The organism is Actinospineispora acaciae DSM 45401, assembly GCF_000620785.1.
GTDB classification, from domain to species: domain Bacteria; phylum Actinomycetota; class Actinomycetes; order Mycobacteriales; family Pseudonocardiaceae; genus Pseudonocardia; species Pseudonocardia acaciae.
This window is the reverse complement of record NZ_JIAI01000012.1, coordinates 44,494-60,037: the sequence shown is the minus strand read 5'-3', so window position 1 is coordinate 60,037 and position 15,544 is coordinate 44,494. Positions and strand designations below refer to the sequence as shown.

Annotated in this window: 18 protein-coding genes; 8 read left to right on the top strand and 10 right to left on the bottom strand. The window is 72.5% G+C overall.

Features of this window, described 5'->3' with window-relative positions; genetic code table 11:
* The first annotated feature begins 54 nt into the window (after window positions 1-54).
* The gene (locus tag N912_RS0137140) at window positions 55-1,224 is read left to right on the top strand and encodes an MFS transporter (RefSeq protein WP_028926404.1); all 1,170 of its coding nucleotides are present in this window, start codon (window positions 55-57) and stop codon (window positions 1,222-1,224) included.
* Window position 1,225: 1 nt separating this feature from the next.
* On the opposite strand, the gene N912_RS0137135 is transcribed toward N912_RS0137140, so the two are convergent.
* Window positions 1,226-1,972: a DUF899 domain-containing protein gene (locus N912_RS0137135; protein WP_028926403.1), complete on the bottom strand. Its 747-nt coding sequence runs from the start codon at window positions 1,970-1,972 to the stop codon at window positions 1,226-1,228.
* A gap of 109 nt (window positions 1,973-2,081) precedes the next feature.
* Between N912_RS0137135 and N912_RS0137130 the strand changes: the two genes are divergently transcribed.
* Window positions 2,082-2,726 (top strand): TetR/AcrR family transcriptional regulator, encoded by a 645-nt coding sequence (locus N912_RS0137130; RefSeq protein WP_028926402.1) that lies wholly within the window; start codon window positions 2,082-2,084, stop codon window positions 2,724-2,726.
* A 3-nt stretch (window positions 2,727-2,729) separates the two neighbouring features.
* Here the strand turns inward: N912_RS0137130 and N912_RS0137125 are convergent, their stop codons facing one another.
* A complete protein-coding gene (locus tag N912_RS0137125) occupies window positions 2,730-3,194 on the bottom strand; it encodes a MarR family winged helix-turn-helix transcriptional regulator (protein ID WP_028926401.1) in 465 nt (154 codons plus the stop codon).
* 84 nt (window positions 3,195-3,278) lie between these two features.
* Here N912_RS0137125 and N912_RS0137120 point away from each other — a divergent pair, with 84 nt between their 5' ends.
* Complete coding sequence (locus N912_RS0137120; RefSeq protein ID WP_028926400.1) at window positions 3,279-3,662, top strand: VOC family protein; 384 nt, start codon at window positions 3,279-3,281, stop codon at window positions 3,660-3,662.
* A 16-nt stretch (window positions 3,663-3,678) separates the two neighbouring features.
* Window positions 3,679-4,311, top strand: a complete 633-nt coding sequence (mobA, locus tag N912_RS57070) for a molybdenum cofactor guanylyltransferase (RefSeq protein WP_051581343.1) — start codon at window positions 3,679-3,681, stop codon at window positions 4,309-4,311.
* A gap of 44 nt (window positions 4,312-4,355) precedes the next feature.
* Here the strand turns inward: mobA and N912_RS0137110 are convergent, their stop codons facing one another.
* Complete coding sequence (locus N912_RS0137110; protein ID WP_028926399.1) at window positions 4,356-4,778, bottom strand: PPOX class F420-dependent oxidoreductase; 423 nt, start codon at window positions 4,776-4,778, stop codon at window positions 4,356-4,358.
* A 118-nt stretch (window positions 4,779-4,896) separates the two neighbouring features.
* Here N912_RS0137110 and N912_RS64070 point away from each other — a divergent pair, with 118 nt between their 5' ends.
* On the top strand, window positions 4,897-5,649 hold the full coding sequence (locus tag N912_RS64070; RefSeq protein ID WP_028926398.1) for a hypothetical protein: 753 nt from the start codon (window positions 4,897-4,899) through the stop codon (window positions 5,647-5,649).
* A 5-nt stretch (window positions 5,650-5,654) separates the two neighbouring features.
* Here the strand turns inward: N912_RS64070 and N912_RS0137100 are convergent, their stop codons facing one another.
* Entirely contained in the window at window positions 5,655-6,470 is an 816-nt protein-coding gene (locus tag N912_RS0137100; RefSeq protein WP_028926397.1) for an Fpg/Nei family DNA glycosylase, read from the bottom strand.
* Window positions 6,471-6,475: 5 nt separating this feature from the next.
* Complete coding sequence (locus N912_RS0137095) at window positions 6,476-6,943, bottom strand: ribose-5-phosphate isomerase (protein WP_028926396.1); 468 nt, start codon at window positions 6,941-6,943, stop codon at window positions 6,476-6,478.
* A gap of 117 nt (window positions 6,944-7,060) precedes the next feature.
* Here N912_RS0137095 and N912_RS57065 point away from each other — a divergent pair, with 117 nt between their 5' ends.
* The gene (locus N912_RS57065) at window positions 7,061-8,290 is read left to right on the top strand and encodes an oxygenase MpaB family protein (RefSeq protein WP_064745504.1); all 1,230 of its coding nucleotides are present in this window, start codon (window positions 7,061-7,063) and stop codon (window positions 8,288-8,290) included.
* Here N912_RS57065 and N912_RS0137085 read toward each other — a convergent pair.
* Window positions 8,251-9,219, bottom strand: a complete 969-nt coding sequence (locus N912_RS0137085) for a hypothetical protein (protein ID WP_156994278.1) — start codon at window positions 9,217-9,219, stop codon at window positions 8,251-8,253. The two genes, N912_RS57065 and N912_RS0137085, sit on opposite strands and share 40 nt — an antisense overlap.
* A gap of 117 nt (window positions 9,220-9,336) precedes the next feature.
* Window positions 9,337-10,002: a helix-turn-helix transcriptional regulator gene (locus tag N912_RS0137080; protein ID WP_028926394.1), complete on the bottom strand. Its 666-nt coding sequence runs from the start codon at window positions 10,000-10,002 to the stop codon at window positions 9,337-9,339.
* Between the two features lie 492 nt (window positions 10,003-10,494).
* On the opposite strand from N912_RS0137080, the gene N912_RS64065 reads away from it, so the two are divergent.
* Window positions 10,495-10,653 carry a hypothetical protein gene (locus N912_RS64065; protein ID WP_156994277.1) on the top strand — a complete coding sequence of 53 codons (159 nt, stop codon included), beginning with the start codon at window positions 10,495-10,497 and terminating at the stop codon, window positions 10,651-10,653.
* 77 nt (window positions 10,654-10,730) lie between these two features.
* Window positions 10,731-11,549, top strand: coding sequence for an MBL fold metallo-hydrolase (locus tag N912_RS0137070; protein WP_028926393.1), 819 nt, complete (start codon window positions 10,731-10,733; stop codon window positions 11,547-11,549).
* A 177-nt stretch (window positions 11,550-11,726) separates the two neighbouring features.
* Here the strand turns inward: N912_RS0137070 and N912_RS57060 are convergent, their stop codons facing one another.
* The 3 genes from N912_RS57060 to N912_RS0137055 all read right to left on the bottom strand — a co-directional run bounded on the left by N912_RS57060 (window position 11,727) and on the right by N912_RS0137055 (window position 15,502).
* Window positions 11,727-13,268, bottom strand: coding sequence for a serine/threonine-protein kinase (locus N912_RS57060; protein WP_037068627.1), 1,542 nt, complete (start codon window positions 13,266-13,268; stop codon window positions 11,727-11,729).
* A gap of 65 nt (window positions 13,269-13,333) precedes the next feature.
* The gene (locus N912_RS0137060) at window positions 13,334-14,761 is read right to left on the bottom strand and encodes an aldehyde dehydrogenase family protein (RefSeq protein WP_028926392.1); all 1,428 of its coding nucleotides are present in this window, start codon (window positions 14,759-14,761) and stop codon (window positions 13,334-13,336) included.
* Between the two features lie 126 nt (window positions 14,762-14,887).
* Window positions 14,888-15,502 (bottom strand): mycothiol-dependent nitroreductase Rv2466c family protein, encoded by a 615-nt coding sequence (locus N912_RS0137055; protein WP_028926391.1) that lies wholly within the window; start codon window positions 15,500-15,502, stop codon window positions 14,888-14,890.
* Window positions 15,503-15,544: the final 42 nt, after the last annotated feature.

The window sequence follows — 15,544 nt, the reverse complement described above, 5'->3', positions numbered from 1 at the left end:
CGGTTTCCGGGAACTGGCTACCAACTATGGCACGGTGCGACTCATTGTCGAGGCATGGTCGACAACCAGATCACGACCGGCCGCCGGCTGCCGCTGGGTGTGTACCTGCTCGCGGTCAGCTTGTTCGCGATGGGCAGCGCGGAGTTCCTGCTCGCCGGGGTGCTGCCGCCCGCCGCCCAGGACCTGGGGGTGTCGTTGGCCTCGGCCGGGTCGCTGATCTCGGCGTTCGCCCTCGGGGTCGTGCTCGGCGGGCCGCCGCTGGCGATCGTCACCCTGGGCTGGCCGCGCAAGCTCACGCTGGTTGCCAGCCAGGCGGTGTTCGCGCTGGCGGTGGCGGTGTTCCTGCTGGCCGACCAGTTCTGGGTGCTGCTGGTCGCGCGGTTCGTCGCCGGCGTGGCGTACGCGGGGTTCTGGGCGGTCGCGGCGGTGACGGCGGTCGGCCTGGTCACGGCGGAGCGCACCGCGCGGGCCTCCGGCGTGGTGGTGAGCGGGCTGAGCCTCTCCATGATCGCCGGCGGGCCGGCGGGGGCGCTGGTGAGCCACTTCACCGGGTGGCGCGGCGGGTTCTGGGGCGTGGTCGCGCTCACCGCGGCCAGTGCGGCGGCGCTGGCGCTGGCTCTGCCGGCGACCGGGCGGCGCGAAGCGCCAGACGTGCGCGGCGAGCTGCGGTCGATGCGCCAGCCGAGGCTGTGGCTGGTGTATGCGGTGACGATCCTGAGCACCGCGTCCTACATGATCACGTTCAACTACCTGGCCGCGATCCTGACCGGCGTCACCGGCCTGCCCGAGGTCTGGGTTCCGCCGGTGCTCGCGCTGTTCGGGGTCGGCGCCTTCGCCGGGCTGGCCGTCGGCGGACGCATCGCCGACCGGCGGCCGTTCCGGGCGCTGGCGACCGGGGCCGGCGGGATCGCCGCCAGCTCCGTGCTCCTGGCCCTGTTCGCCCGCGCGCCGATCCCGGCGATCGTGCTCGTCGCCGCGCTCGGGGTCGCCGGGTTCGTCCTCAACCCGGCGATCTACCAGCGGGTGTTCGCGCTCGCCGACCGGGCGCCGACCCTGGCGGGGGCCACCGCGGTGTCCGCGTTCCAGCTCGGCATCAGCCTGACCCCCGCGCTGGCCGGGGCAGCCCTGCACGCCGGCGCGGCGCTCACCGCCGTCGCCTGGATCGGCGCCGCGCTGGCCGGGCTGACGCTGCTCGCCGTGCGGCGGGACGCCACATCGAGGTGAGTCAGCTCGCGAAGTCGGGGCTCGCGGTGCGGGGCTCGGCGCTGCGGCCCTTGGGCTCCTCCCACTCCTCCTGGCGACCCATCGCCGTGATGTCCAGGTAGTAGTAGCTCCCGCCGAGTGTCTCGGTGGCGCGGGCGTACATCGAGTAGGTGTGGTACACGGTGTGGCCGACGCGCAGGAAGGCGCTGTGGCCGTGCTCCTCCATCGGCTGGCGGCCGCTGATGTAGTACGCCGAACCGGCCGTGACGTGCTCGGACGGGGTGCGGTAGTTGTACTCGATGGGCGTCACCGAGTCGTCGAGCGTGACGTGGAAGTCGTAGTTGAACTCGCTGCCGTAGGAGGAGTACCAGGGCAGCCGCCACCCCTTGCGGGCCTGGTACGCCTCGATCTTGGCCAGCGGCGCGCGGGACACGAACGCGAGCGTGGTGTCCCTGCTGTGCAGGTGGTCGAGCAGGCCGTCGCTGATCTCGTCGGCGGTGGCCGCGCAGCTCGGGCAGCCCTCGGGCCAGTCCGGGGCGAACATGAAGTGGTAGACGATCAGCTGGCGGTTGCCCTCGAACAGGTCGACAAGGCCCACCGGACCATCGGCCCCCTCGAACCGGTAGTCCTTCTCGACCTTGACCATGGGCAGCCGGCGGCGGTCCGCGTTGAGCTGGTCGCGGAGCCGGGTCAGCTCCTTCTCCCTGGCCAGCAGCTCCTTGCGGGCGGCCAGCCACTCCTCGCGTGTCACGACCTCTGGGAGGTCCATGGCTCGTAATCTCCCCCCTGTCGTATCACCAGGCCTGTCGACAGTATCCATGCTTGTGGACGGCGTTCACCCTGGCATAAGTTGTGGACGCTGTCCACAAGGAGGATCGATGATCGCGCCCGGTGCCGGCAGCAGCCCCAAGCGGGACACCTACCGGCACGGGCACCTACGGCGGGCGCTGATCGAGGCGGGCGTCGAGCTGGCGCGGGCCGGCGGGCCGGACGCGGTGGTGCTGCGCGAGGTCACCCGACGGGTCGGGGTGGCGCCCAACGCGGCGTACCGGCACTTCGCGGACCGCCGCGCGCTGCTCGACGCGGTGTGCGCGGTGGCGTGGTCGGAGATGGCGCTGGCCATGGAGGCCGAGATGGCAGCCGTCGCGGAAACCGACCGAGTGTCCCTGGCCAAGGCCCGGCTGGGCGCGATCGCCACCGGCTACGTCCGCTTCGCGCAGGCCGAGCCCGGCATGTTCCGCACCGCGTACTCCATCCCCGCCGACATGTCCGGGGCGAACAGCCCGGACCGGGTGGGCGCGAGCGGGCTGACCCCGTTCCAGATCCTGCAGTCGAGGCTCGACGAGCTGGTCGACGTGGGCCTGCTGCCGGCGGAGCGGCGGCCGGGCGCGGAGTTCGTGACCTGGTCCGCCGCGCACGGGCTGGCCACCCTGCTGGTCGACGGCCCGCTGCGCGCACTCGCGCCGGAGGAGCGCGACGACATCGGCCGGCGGCTGCTGCGCATGGTGATCAGCGGGCTGTAGCCGCTACTCGACGTCGGCGCAGTCGTCGGGCTCGCGGCCGGGCTGCCCGACATTGCGCTCCAGGCGGCGCAGCACGCCGGTGAACGCGTCCAGCTCCGCCTCGGTGAACCCGGCGCGCAGCCGTCCGTCGAAGTCCTTGGCCACCAGGAGCAGCCGGCCGAACATCGCCTCGCCGTCCTCGGTCAGCTCGACGATGTGCACCCGGCGGTTCTCCGGGTCGCGGCGCCTGGTGACCAGCCCGGCGTTCTCCATGCCGTTGAGGTGGTGGGTCAGCGTGGCGCCCTGGATGCCCACCACCTCGGCCAGCTCGCGCTGGCTGGCGCCCTTGTTGGACTTGAGCGCGAGCAGCACCAGCCAGATGGACAGCGACCCGCCGGCCCGGGTCATCGCGTCGTCGAAGGCCGCGCTCGTCAGCTTCGCGGTGCGGGACAGCGCGAGGCCGATCGGGATCCTGGCCGGCGGTCGCATGCGGGCACGCTAGCACAAGGAACTCGACGTCTAACGTATTGACGACGAACTCTTCGATATCTAACGTAAGGCCGGGAGGTGCACATGTCGATCGAGCTCAACCACATCATCGTGCCCGCGCCGGACAAGCAGGTCGCGGCGAAGTTCCTGGCCGACATCCTGGGCGTGCCGCTCGGCCAGGCATGGGGACCGTTCGTGCCGCTGCCGGTGAGCAACGGCGTGACCCTGGACTACATGGACTCGACGGACTACCGCAGCCAGCACTGCGCGTTCCTGGTCGACGAGGACGAGTTCGACGCCGCGTTCGGCCGCATCCGCGAGGCCGGGATCGCCTACTGGGCCGACCCGTTCCACAACCAGCCGAACGAGATCAACCCCCTGTTCGGCGGGCGCGGCGTCTACTTCGACGACCCGGCCGGCCATGTCATGCAGCTGCTCACCAGGGCCGGGACGCCGCCGCCGAACTGAGGTACCGTCCCCGGCCATGACCTCGGCCGGGATCGTGCTCGCCGGCGGGCGCTCGTCCCGGATGGGCACGCCCAAGGCCGGGCTGGAGTGGCACGGCTCGACGCTGCTGCGCCGCACGGTCGAGGTGCTGGCGCAGGCGGTGGACGGGCCGGTGCTGGTGGTCGCCGCCCCCGGCCAGGGGCTGCCCGCGCTGCCCGGCGGGGTACGGGTGGTCACCGATCCGGAGCCGGCCGGGCGCGGTCCCGTCGTCGGCCTGGCGACCGGGCTGCGGGCGGCCGGCGAGCTGGGCGCGGCCACGGCGTTCTGCTGCGCCACCGACCTGCCGTTCCTGCACCCCGCCTACGTCCGGCGGGTGCTCGCGGCCCTGACCGGCGACGACGTCGACGTCGCGCTGCCGCACGTAGGCGGCCACCGCCAGCCCCTCGCCGCCGGCTACCTCACCTCGCTCGCCCCGACGCTGGCCGCCATGTCCGAGGCCGGCGAACTCCGCCTCGGCGCCCTGTTCCCCAAGGTCCGCACCCGAGAACTAACCCCCGCCACCCTCCTCGCCGACCCCGACCTGGCCCGCGCCGACCCCCACCTGGAGTCCGTCACCAACGTCAACTCCCCCGACGACTACGCCGCCGCCCGCTCCCGCCCACGCCCGTAAATCCCGCGAGTCGGGGTTCTCAGCACACCGAGTCGGGGTTTTCGTCAGTCCGTCGTGTCGAACCCGTGGACCACCTTGGTCGGCCGCACCCGCACCACCATCTCCCCCGGCACCGCGTTGCGCCGGCCGAACTCCTCCGCGCGCTCCTCGCCCATGTAGCGGGCCGCGATCCTGGTCGCCGTGTCGAGCAGCTCGGCGGGATCCTCGCTGGTCGTCGCAAACCCCTGGACCTGCACGAAGGCGTACGGCGGGCTCGGCTCGTCCGCGCACAGCACGACCCGGGGGTCCCGCGCGATCGCCCTGCCCTTGGAGGTGTTCACCCCGGTGTTGAAGACCAGCTCGCCGCCGTCGACCAGGAACCACACCGGGGTCGCCAACGGACGCCCGTCGGCGGCCGTCCAGCCCAGCGTCCCGGTGCGGGTGCCCTCGCCCAGGAACCTCACCACGTCCTCAGAAAGTTCGGCCATGTGATCAAGCTAGGCCGTTCGGACCCCGGGAACCCGGCGGCGCGCTGATCCGTTCACCACAGGAGTGGCGGCTCCCCAAATCGAGGCCGCCAGCGAAACCGAGTGAGGTGCACCCCCGGTGACCGGCACCATCGTGGTTGTCCTGATCATTTTGGCCATCATCGCCGGCATCGTCTGGCTGGCCAAGCAGCGCGCCAAGGCCCAACAGCGGGAGCTGGACGACGCCAAGTCCGAGGCCCGCCGCTGGGTGGAACGGCTCGGCGGCTCGGTGCTCAACCTGCAGGGCACCAACGAGGCGTCCATGCAGGCAATGGCGGATGCCTCCGAGCGGTACAACGCGGCCGGCTCGCAGCTCGACCAGGCGAAGACCGTCCCGCAGTGCCGCCAGGTCACCGAGACCGCCTACGAGGGGCTCTACTACGTGCGCGCGGCGCGCACCGCGATGAACCTGGACCCGGGCCCCGAGCTGCCCGCGCTGCCCGGCCAGCAGCGGGCCGGCTCGGTGACCGAGGCCAGGGAGGTCGACGTCGAGGGCCACCACTACAGCGCCGCGCCGGTCCCCTCGGACCGCAACTCGCACTACTACCCGGGCGGCATGGTCAACGGGCGGCCGGTGCCCTCCGGCTGGTACTCCGAGCCGTGGTGGAAGACCGCGCTGGTCGCCGGGGCCGCCGGCATCGGCTCGTTCCTGCTGATGGACGCGCTGTTCAGCGGCATGCACGGGACGGCGTACGCGGACGGCTTCCACGACGCGCAGGCCATGGGTGCCGGCGACATGGGCGGCGCGGACATGGGCGGCGGCGACTTCGGCGGTGGCGACTGGGGCGGCGGGGACTTCGGGGGCGGCGACTTCGGCGGCGGGGACTTCTAGCGGCCTCAGGCGGCGGGCTGGCAGGTCGGGCACCAGTAGAGGTTGCGGCCGGCCAGTTCGGTGGTGAGTACGGGCGTGCCGCAGACCAGGCAGGGCTGGCCGGCGCGGCGGTAGACGTAGACCTCGCCGCCGTGGCGGTCCTGGCGGGGCGGGCGGCCGGTCACCTTCGGGTCGTGCTCGGGGCGGACGGTGTCGATGCGGCCCCGGCGCACGCCGTCGCGCATCAGCGCCACCAGGTCGGCCCACATCGCGTCCCATTGCTCGCGCGCCAGCGAGCGGCCGGGCAGCATCGGGTCCAGGCCGTGCCGGAACAGCAGCTCGGCGCGGTAGACGTTGCCGACGCCGGCCACCACCGACTGGTCCATCAGTCGCACGGCCAGCGGGGTGCGGGAGCGGGACACCTTGGTCCAGGCCCGCTCGGGGTCGGCGTCGCGGCGCAGCGGGTCGGGGCCGAGGCGGGCGCGCACGGCGGCCACCTCGCCGTCGGTGAGCAGCTCGCAGGCAGCGGGGCCGCGCAGGTCGGTGAAGTGGGTGGCGCCGACCAGCCGCATCCGCACCTGCCCGCGCGGCGGCGTCTCGGCCGGCACCGGGCCTTCGGTGAACGTGCCGTACAACCCCAGGTGCACGTGCACCACCTGGTCGGGGCCGTAGCTGTGGAACAGGTGCTTGCCGTGCGCCTGCGCGCGGACCAGTATCTTGCCGTCCAGCAGCCGCGCGGCCGCCGCGAACCGGCCCTGCGGGCTGGACACCTCCACCGGGGCCTTGCCGAACAGCTTGGTGTGCGACCGGGCCAGCCGGTGCAGCGTGTGTCCCTCGGGCATGGCGCTCAGGCCGGGCCGGGGATCGCGCCGGTGGCCTCGTAGCCGGCGAGCTGGGCGATCCGGCGGGCGTGGCGGGGCGCGCCGGAGAACGGCGTGGCCAGGAAGGCGTCCACGATCGCCAGCGCCTCGTCCTCGGAGTGCATCCGGGCGCCGACGCCGACCACCTGGGCGTCGTTGTGCTCGCGGGCCAGCCGGGCGGTCTCGGTGCTCCAGGCCAGCGCGGCCCGGCAGCCGGCCACCTTGTTCGCGGCGATCTGCTCGCCGTTGCCCGAACCGCCGATCACCACGCCGAGGCTGCCCGGGTCGGCCACCACCCGCCGCGCGGTCTCCAGGCAGTACGGCGGGTAGTCGTCCTCGGCGTCATAGCTGGCCGCGCCGACGTCGACGACCTCGTGGCCGGCCTGGGCCAGATGCGCGAGCAGCCGCGACTTGAGGTCGAAACCGGCGTGGTCGGAGCCGAGGTAGACGCGCACGGCGCAATCCTGCCAAACGGGTAGTGCGCCCTTGACACCGGCGGCCGTGCGCGTCATCGTCATATATCACTGTCTGATGACAGTTGTCCTCAGTATTGGCTGGGAGGTGCCGGTCACGTGACAGACCAGTCGCCGCCGGAGGACCTGCTCCCCCATCCGGAGTTCCTCACCGAGTTCCCGTACAACGTGTTCCTGCGCCGGTTCGCGCCGGGCGAGATCCGCGCGACCCGCCGGCAGCTGGAGCGGTTCCGCGCCTTCGCCGCCGTCGGCGACCCGCTGGCCGATGCCGTCGTCGAGAAGATGGACCGCCGGTCGTTCGAGCGGGCGCTGCGCGACGGCATCGACTCGGTCCCGAACGCCCCCGAAGCGCTGCGCGCGTTGTTCGCGCAGGTCGACGAGGTGCCGTTCTGGCTGGACGCGGAGCAGTTGGAGCTGGGCGCGCGGGCCATCCGGCGCGGCGGGGTGTGGGGGCTGTTCGCGCTGCGCGGGCTGGCGCTGATGGGCGGCTACCTGGCGTCGCGGCCGGACAAGACGCTGGTCGCCACCGGGAACCTGGAGGCCGCCGCGCCGCGCCGGCTGGTGGAGACCGCGAGCTGGTGGCTGGACGCGACCGAGCCCGGCGGGCTGGCCAGGGACGCGGCCGGTTTCCAGAACACGGTCCGGGTCCGGGTCATGCACGCGCAGGTGCGCGCGGCCATGCGCCGGCGCCGGGACTGGGACTACCAGGCCTGGGACCACCCGGTGAACCAGGTGCAGACGGTCGGCACGCTGGTGCTGTTCTCGCTGGCGTTCCTGGTCGGCACCCAGGCGCTGGGCATGCGCTACACCGCCGATGAGCGGGCCGCCGTGGTGCACCTGTGGCGGTACGTGGGCTTCCTGATGGGGGTGGACGCGGAGCTGCTGCCGGCCACCGAGGCGGACACCTGGCGGGTGTTCTGGCTGGAGGCGGCCACCGAGTTCGTCCCCGACGAGGACTCCTACCGGCTCGCGCAGGCGCTGGTCACCACGGTCGGCCCGGGCGGCGACCGGGCGGTGGACCGGCTCACCCGGTGGGCGGTGGGGAACTTCGTCAGCTCGTACAGCCGGCTCGTGCTCGGCCGGCGCAACGCGGACTTCCTCGGCCTGCCGGACAACAAGCCGTTCCAGGCCGCCGTGCTCGGCATCTCGGCGGCCAACCTCGCGCTGGAGCTGGCCCGTTCGGTCGTGCCCGGCGCCACCCGACTCAGCGAGCTGGTCGGGGCGTCCACCCGGCGGCGGCTGGTCGGGCAGGCGGTCGACGCGGTGCACGCCGACCTGGGCTACAGCGATCACCGGCCGGCGCGCGCGCCGCTGGAGCCGACCGGGTAGCGGTCCGCGCAGCCCAGCTCGGCCAGCAGCAGCAACGGCGGGTAGCCGGCACGGCTCTGCAAGGTCTCCAGCGGGGTGCGCGCCGGCCGGGTGGCGGTCCTCTCGATGGCCGGGAACGCGCGGTCGGCCTCGGCGCAGTCCAGCGGGAGCAGGTCCGCGTTCGCCGCCGAGCCCGGGAACCGGTCGAGGTGCGCGGCCAGCGCGACCCGGCCGAGGGCGGGATCGAGCGCGGCCATCGAGGCCACCACCGGGACGTTGTGCCACGCGTCCTGGGCCGCCGAACCGCCCGCCGCGTAGGGCCAGCCGCCGAGGTCCGGGCGGTAGGCGGCGGCCAGCTCGGCGCGCCAGGCCCGGATCAGCCCCCACACCGAGCCCGGCGCCAGGCCACGCCGGGCCGCCTCGGCGAGGAACCAGGCCGCGACGGCCGACACGTTCCACACGCAGGGCCTGCCGGCGTCGTGGGCGCTGTCCGAGTACGCCGGGCACCTCCCACCCGCCGCCGGCCGCAACCGGGTCAGCCACCCCGCGACCTGCCGGATCCGCTCGGCCGGCACCCCGCCGCCGTCATAGCCGGCCATCAGCGCCCGGCCGACATGCCATGCGCCGGTGATCGTGTAACCGGTGTCCGCCGGGTTGACCGAACCGTCCCGATAGGCGTCGAACGGCACCGACAGCCCGTAGCCACCCGCCGGCGTCCGCGGCGCGGCAAGCTTGTCGAGCCAGATCCGGGTGCGCGCGGACCGCCAGCCGAACCGGATTCCGGAATACCAGGCCAGCGGCGCGATGAACTGCGCCCGCACGACCCCACCGGCCGATTCGACCTGCGCGACCGCGCGTTCGGACTCCGTGTACGAGCGGTCGGCCAATCGCTCGTACCGCGCCCAGGACCCCGGTTGCGCCGGTACCAGGAGGACGGCAGTCGTCAGCACCGTCAGAATCGCCGTAATCGCTGGTCTGCACACCATTCGCCGAGGTGACCACGGCGAACCGCCGCGACCACAGCCCCGGCGTGTCCCGGATTGTCCGCGACATCTCCGACCGCCGGATCAGTTGTGCTTGTACGAACTGATCTTCACAACGCGCGAGGTGTTCCCCGACGGGGGTAGCTGGGTTCCAGGCTCCGGACAGCCCGGCTCGGCATAGCCTTTCTGGCCTTGATTGCTGCTGTTCATGGCGGATTGAGCGACGAACGGAAGTGATATGCACCGGCTGGAGCTCGGCCAGTCGGGCGCCAGCTGATGGCGAAGCCCTCGGAAGTCCGGCTCCTCCCAGAAGCAGATGAAACCCTGTGCGCATTCGGGAATGCCGGAGTTGTCGCCCCTGTTCAGCACGACCGTCACCGCCACCGACGTCGCCACCAGGGCAACGACCGACGCGCCGATCGCCGCGAACCGCCACCTCGGCGCCGTCGAGCGTCCTCGATCGGCCGCTTCGCCGGTGGTCGCGTCCGCCGCCAGCGTGCGGCGAACGCGGTCCAGGTCCTCGAACAGCTCCGGTTTCCCACAGCCCCGCAGGTAGCAGCGCAGCTGCTCGTCGGTGGGCAACAACCCGTTCTCGATGTTGGACACCCGCTGCCTGGTCAACGCCACCGGCCCGATCGCCGAGCGCCTGGCCACCGCCTGCTGCGTCAGCCTGCCGCGCAACTCCCGTAAAAGTGCACCGAATTCTTCGAGCGTCTCGATGCCATCCGGGTCGGATGCGTTGACGACCACGTTTCTCCCCGCGCTGGTGAATCGGCGGGGATCAGTCTAGAGGAACGGCATCGGCGCACTTCAACGTGTCGCGCGACGGGCGGTGACATACCGGGACAGCGCGGACGGCGCCGAAACCGTGCCCGGCCTGCTGTAGTGGCGACGGAAGCCCAAGGAGGCTCGTGGCCTCCGAACACGGAAAGGAAACGGCGCAATGCGCACACTGACCGGATTCGTTCTTGCGGCGGCGGTCGTTCTGTTCGGCGAGGCGCCCTCGGCGGCCGCCGATACGGTCATCAAGGATTGTCCGAACACCGGGCAGAGTCCGTGGTGCAAGGCACGCGAGTACTGGCCCCCAAACGCGCACGCGCGGTGTGAGCGTGGTGGAGCCTACCGGCAACGGGTGGGACAGGCCGTCAGATACCGGTGCGTGCCGGATGAAGGCCGCGTTTCCATTCCGGGCGCGTACGACCTGCAGATCGTGCCGAGAGGCCGGGGATGAGGGTCGACGCGATGCTCGCGGTGGTCAACGCGCTCTGCACGCTCGTCATCGTCCTCTCCTACCGGATCGATCGGCGAGCACGTGACCGGGCATGGCGAGCGATCGCCGAGGAGCGACGCAGGCTCGCGGCCATGCGGCGCCACGGCGACGACGACCCGCTCCACCCATGACACGCCCGCGACACGCCGGTGACACGCTGGTGACGGTCGGTCACATGATCGACACCGGACGCTATAACCTTTGCCGCGTGACGGGGCGTTGGTTGGAGCTGGCCGGCGGCGTGTTCGCCCGCCGGTACGCCGAGCTGGACCTGACGGTGGGGCTTGTGGTCGGGGCCGAGCGCGCGCTGGTGATCGACACCAGAGGCGACGGGACGCAGGGCGCCGAGCTGGCGCGCGCCGTGCGGGAGGTGACCGCGCTGCCGCTGGCCGTCGCCATCACGCACGGGCACTTCGACCACTGCTTCGGCACGGCGGGGCTGCTGGCCGAGGCGGGCGCCGGCGGTGGGCGGACGCCGGTGTACGCGCACCACGGCTGCGCGGGCTGGCTGCGGGACAACATCGAGCCGCAGCGCTCGCACTGGGTCGGGTACTACCGCAAGCGCGGCGACAAGGAGTCCGCCGCCGCGCTGGCCGAGGCCGAGGTGCTGCTGCCGGACACCCCCGTCGAGTACGAGGCCGAGGTGGACCTCGGTGGCCGGGTGGCCACGCTGCTGCACCCCGGGCGGGGGCACACCGACCACGACCTGGCGGTCCACCTGCCGGACTGCGGCGTGGTGTTCGCCGGCGACCTGGTCGAGGAGGGCGCGCCGCCGGCCTTCGAGGACGCCGACCCACTGCGCTGGCCGGACGCCCTGGACGCGCTGCTCACGCTGCGCCCGGAGCGGGTGGTGCCGGGGCACGGCGAGCCGGTGTCCGCCGGTTTCGTGGCCGGCCAGCGCGCCGAGCTGATCACGCTGGCCGAGCTGTGCCGGGGCGTGCTCGCCGGCGAGCTGGCCAAGTCCGACGTCGAGGCGATCAGCCCGTACCCGTTGTCCACCACCCAGATGGCGCTGTCGCGGATCTAGTGTCGTGTAAACGAGGTTCCTTGCCCGGATTCGGTGATCCAGGTGGATGCACCGCAAGGCTGTGTCTGATTCGGAGCCCCCGATACCGGGGTTGTATCGGGGGCGACGACAACGCGGCGGGGCGCCGCCTGGGCGCCGAAGACGGGTAAGACGACCTCGTTTACACGACACTAGCGCTCAGCGGCGGGCGAACGAGCTCATGACCAGCCGGCCGTCCGGGCCGGGCACCACGGTGAACTCGTAGCGCTCGGTGCTGGTCGAGCCGTTGGACGACTCGAAGCGCAGGGTGGCGCGCACCGTGCGGCCGCTCACCGCGGTCGGACCCTCGGTGAGGGTGATCGCGTCGAGGGAGCCGTAGAAGCCCCGGTAGCTGTCCAGGCTGCCGGACTGGCGGCGCGCGAGGTCGCCGAGCTTGGCCCAGGCGGCGTCCGGCTGGCCGGGCAGCAGCGCGTAGTAGTCCCTGACGAAGCCCTCCAGCTCGGCCGCGGTCGGCTGCCCGTTCGCCGGGCGCGCCGGGTCCGACCCGCCGGGCGCGGCGGACGCCGGCGGCTGGCCGGTCACCGAGCCGAGCCCGCCGCCACCGCCGAGGCCCGGCAAGGCCAGCGCCAGTGCGGCACCGGCGGCCACCACGACCACCGAAAGCGCCGCCCAGAACCGCCGCCTGGACCGGGGACGCGGGGTGGCCGGGGCGCCCGCCGGCCGCCCGACCCCGGCGCGGGCGGTTGCCGGCCGGGGCGGGGGCACCGGCATGGCGTCGGGTGGCACGGACAGGTCCACCCGGGTGGCACGGGCGGTGGGCCGGCGCGCGGCCGGCGCCTTCGGCGAAGCGTTGCGCGGGCGCGAGCGAGAGCGGCCGGCCAGCAGCTCGTCCTGCGACTGACCGCCGACCAGCGCGGCCAGCTCCTCGCGCGCGTGAGCGGCGGTCGGCCGCTCGGCGGGGTCCTTGCGCAGCATCCGCATCAGCGTGTCGGTCAGCGGGCCGGCCCGTTCCGGCGGGCGGACGTCTCCCCTGCCGACCTTGTAGAGCAGCGCGTAGGCATTGTCGTCCAGGCCGAACGGCGGCTCCCCCTCCACGGCGGTGTAGAGCGTGGAGCCCAGCGCGAAGATATCCGAGGCGGGCGTCGGTGTCTGCCCCCTGGCGATCTCCGGCGCCAGGTACGCCGGGGTGCCGGCGATCATCCCGGTGCGGGTGAGCTGCACGTCGTCGGCGGCCCTGGAGACGCCGAAATCGGTGATCTTGACCTTGCTGTCGTCACCGATCAGGACGTTGGCCGGCTTGATGTCGCGGTGCACGATGCCGGCGGCGTGCGCGGCGGACAGCCCGTCCGCGATCTGCCAGCCGATCGCGGCGATCCGCAGCGGGTCCACCGGCGACTCGCTGAGCAGCAGCGCGCTCAGCGTCCGCGACGGCATGTACTCCATCACCAGCCAGGGCGCGTCGTTGTGCAGGACCACGTCGAACACGGCGATGGTGTGCGGGTGCTGCAGCCGGGCGGCCAGCCGGCCCTCGCGCAGGATGCGCTGCTTGGCCTCCTCGTACCCACGGGTGTCGAAACCCGGGGTGCCGGGCAGGAACAGCAACTGCTTGACGGCGACCGTCCGTCCCAGCAACTGGTCGGTCGCCCGCCACACGGTTCCCATCGAACCGGCCCCGACCCGCTCGTCCAGACGGTAGCGCTCCGCGAGCACAAGAGGGCTCGCGTCAGGGGTCAGAGTCATCGCCCCACAGCGTATTCCGTCACCGTCACCCGCGAGAGGGAGAGCTTGTTATAACTCCCGGACCGTTATCTCTGGATGGACTTGACCTCCAAGAACTCCTCGAGGCCGTATCTGCCCAGCTCACGGCCGTTGCCCGACTGCTTGTACCCGCCGAACGGGGCGGCCGGGTTGAACGAGCCGCCGTTGACGTCCACCTGACCCGTTCGGAGTCGCCTGGCCACCGCCAGCGCCCGCTGGTCGTCGCCGGAGAACACCGCGCCGGCCAAGCCGTACACGGTCGAGTTCGCGATCTCCACCGCCTGGTCGTCGTCCGAATAGGGGATCACCGACAGCACCGGCCCGAAGATCTCCTCCTGCGCGATCACCGCGTTCGGGTCCACGTTCGCGAAGATCGTCGGCCGGACGTAGGCGCCGCGTTCGAGGCCCTCCACCGGGCCGGGGCCGCCGAACGCCACGGTGGCGCCGTCGGACACCCCGCGCTCGATGTAGCCGGCCACCCGCGCGGACTGCGCGGCCGAGGACATCGGGCCGATCCGAGTGCCGTCCTGGGTCGGGTCGCCGACGGTGTACTTGCCGGCCGCGGCCACCGCCAGCTCGACGGCCTCGTCGTGGCGGGACGCCGGCACCAGCATCCGGGTCCACGCCGTGCAGGTCTGGCCACCGTTGATCCAGGCGTTGGCCAGGCCGATCTTGACGGCCTTGCCGAGGTCGGCGTCGTCGAGCACCACGTTGGCGGACTTGCCGCCCAGCTCCAGTGCCACCCGCTTGACCGTCCCGGAGGCCAGCTCGGAGACCCGCTTGCCGGCGCGGGTGGACCCGGTGAACGACACCATGTCGATGCCGGGGTGCGCGGCGATCGCCTCGCCGACCACCGGGCCGGTGCCGTGCACCACGTTGAACACCCCCGCCGGCAGCCCGGCCTCGGCCGCGATCTCGGCCAGGATGGCGGCGGACAGCGGGGCGACCTCGCTGGGCTTGAGCACGACGGTGCAGCCGGCCAGGAGCGCGGGCGCGAGCTTGGCCACCACCTGGTGCAGCGGGTAGTTCCACGGCGTGATCGCGCCGACCACGCCCACCGGCTCGCGGACCACCAGCGAGTTGCCGATCTCCTCGGTCCAGGCGAAGTCGGGCGCCAGCTTGGCGACGGCGGCCGAGGTGGCGGCGGGCAGCCCGGCCTGCACGTGGGTGGAGAACGTGATCGGCGAGCCCATCTCGGCGGTGATCGTGGCGGCCAGCTCGTCGCGGCGGGCCGCGATCCCCTCGGAGATCTTCATCACCACGGCGGCGCGGTCCGTCACCGACGCGGCCGACCAGCCGGGCAGCGCCTTACCAGCGGCGGTGACGGCGGCGTCCACGTCCGCTCCCGTGCCGGCCGGGACGGCGGCGACCACCTCCTCGGTGGCCGGGTTGACCACCTCGATCCGGTCGCCACCGCCCTCGACCCGCTCGCCGTTGATCCAGTGCCCGGGGTGTGCGGTCGTCGGTGCAGCCATGCGCCCCATCCTCGCACCGCCCCGGCCCCGCCGCATTTGTCCAGCTCACCACCCGTGAGTGGTTAGCGTTGCTATGACAACGCTAACCACTCACGGGTTCTGACCAGCGATTACCGCGGGGGGCGGCTAGCTGAAGTCGGGGCTCTCCGTGCGGGTGCGCTTCAGCTCGAAGAAGTGCGGGTAGTTGGCGAGCGTGCGGGCGGCGTCGAAGAGCTGGCCGGCCTCCTCGCCGCGCGGCGACTTGGAGATCACCGGGCCGAAGAACGCCACGCCGTCGACGTGGATGGTCGGGGTGCCGACGTCCAGGCCGACCGGGTCCATGCCGGCGTGGTGGCTGGCCTTGAGCTCCTCGTCGTACTCGGTGCTGGTGGCCGCCTCGGCCAGGGAGGCGGGCAGGCCGACCTCGGCCAGCGCCTCCTTGATGATCACGTCGAAGTCCTCGTTGCCCTGGTTGTGCCGGCGGGTGCCCATCGCGGTGTACAGCGGCTCCAACACCTGCTGGCCGTGCTCCTTGGCCGCGGCGATGCACACCCGCACCGGACCCCAGCCCCTGTCCAGCAGCTGGCGGTACCGATCGTCGACGTCCCGGCCGGAGTTGAGCACGGACAGGCTCATCACGTGGAAGTTCAGGTCGATGTCGCGCACCTTGCGGACCTCGAGGATCCACCGCGAGGTCAGCCACGCCCACGGGCACAGCGGGTCGAACCAGAAGTCCACCTTGGCCGTCTTGGAGTCAGACATGTGACACGGTCTCCCGTCGCTCGGACTAGTCCTGCAACGCGC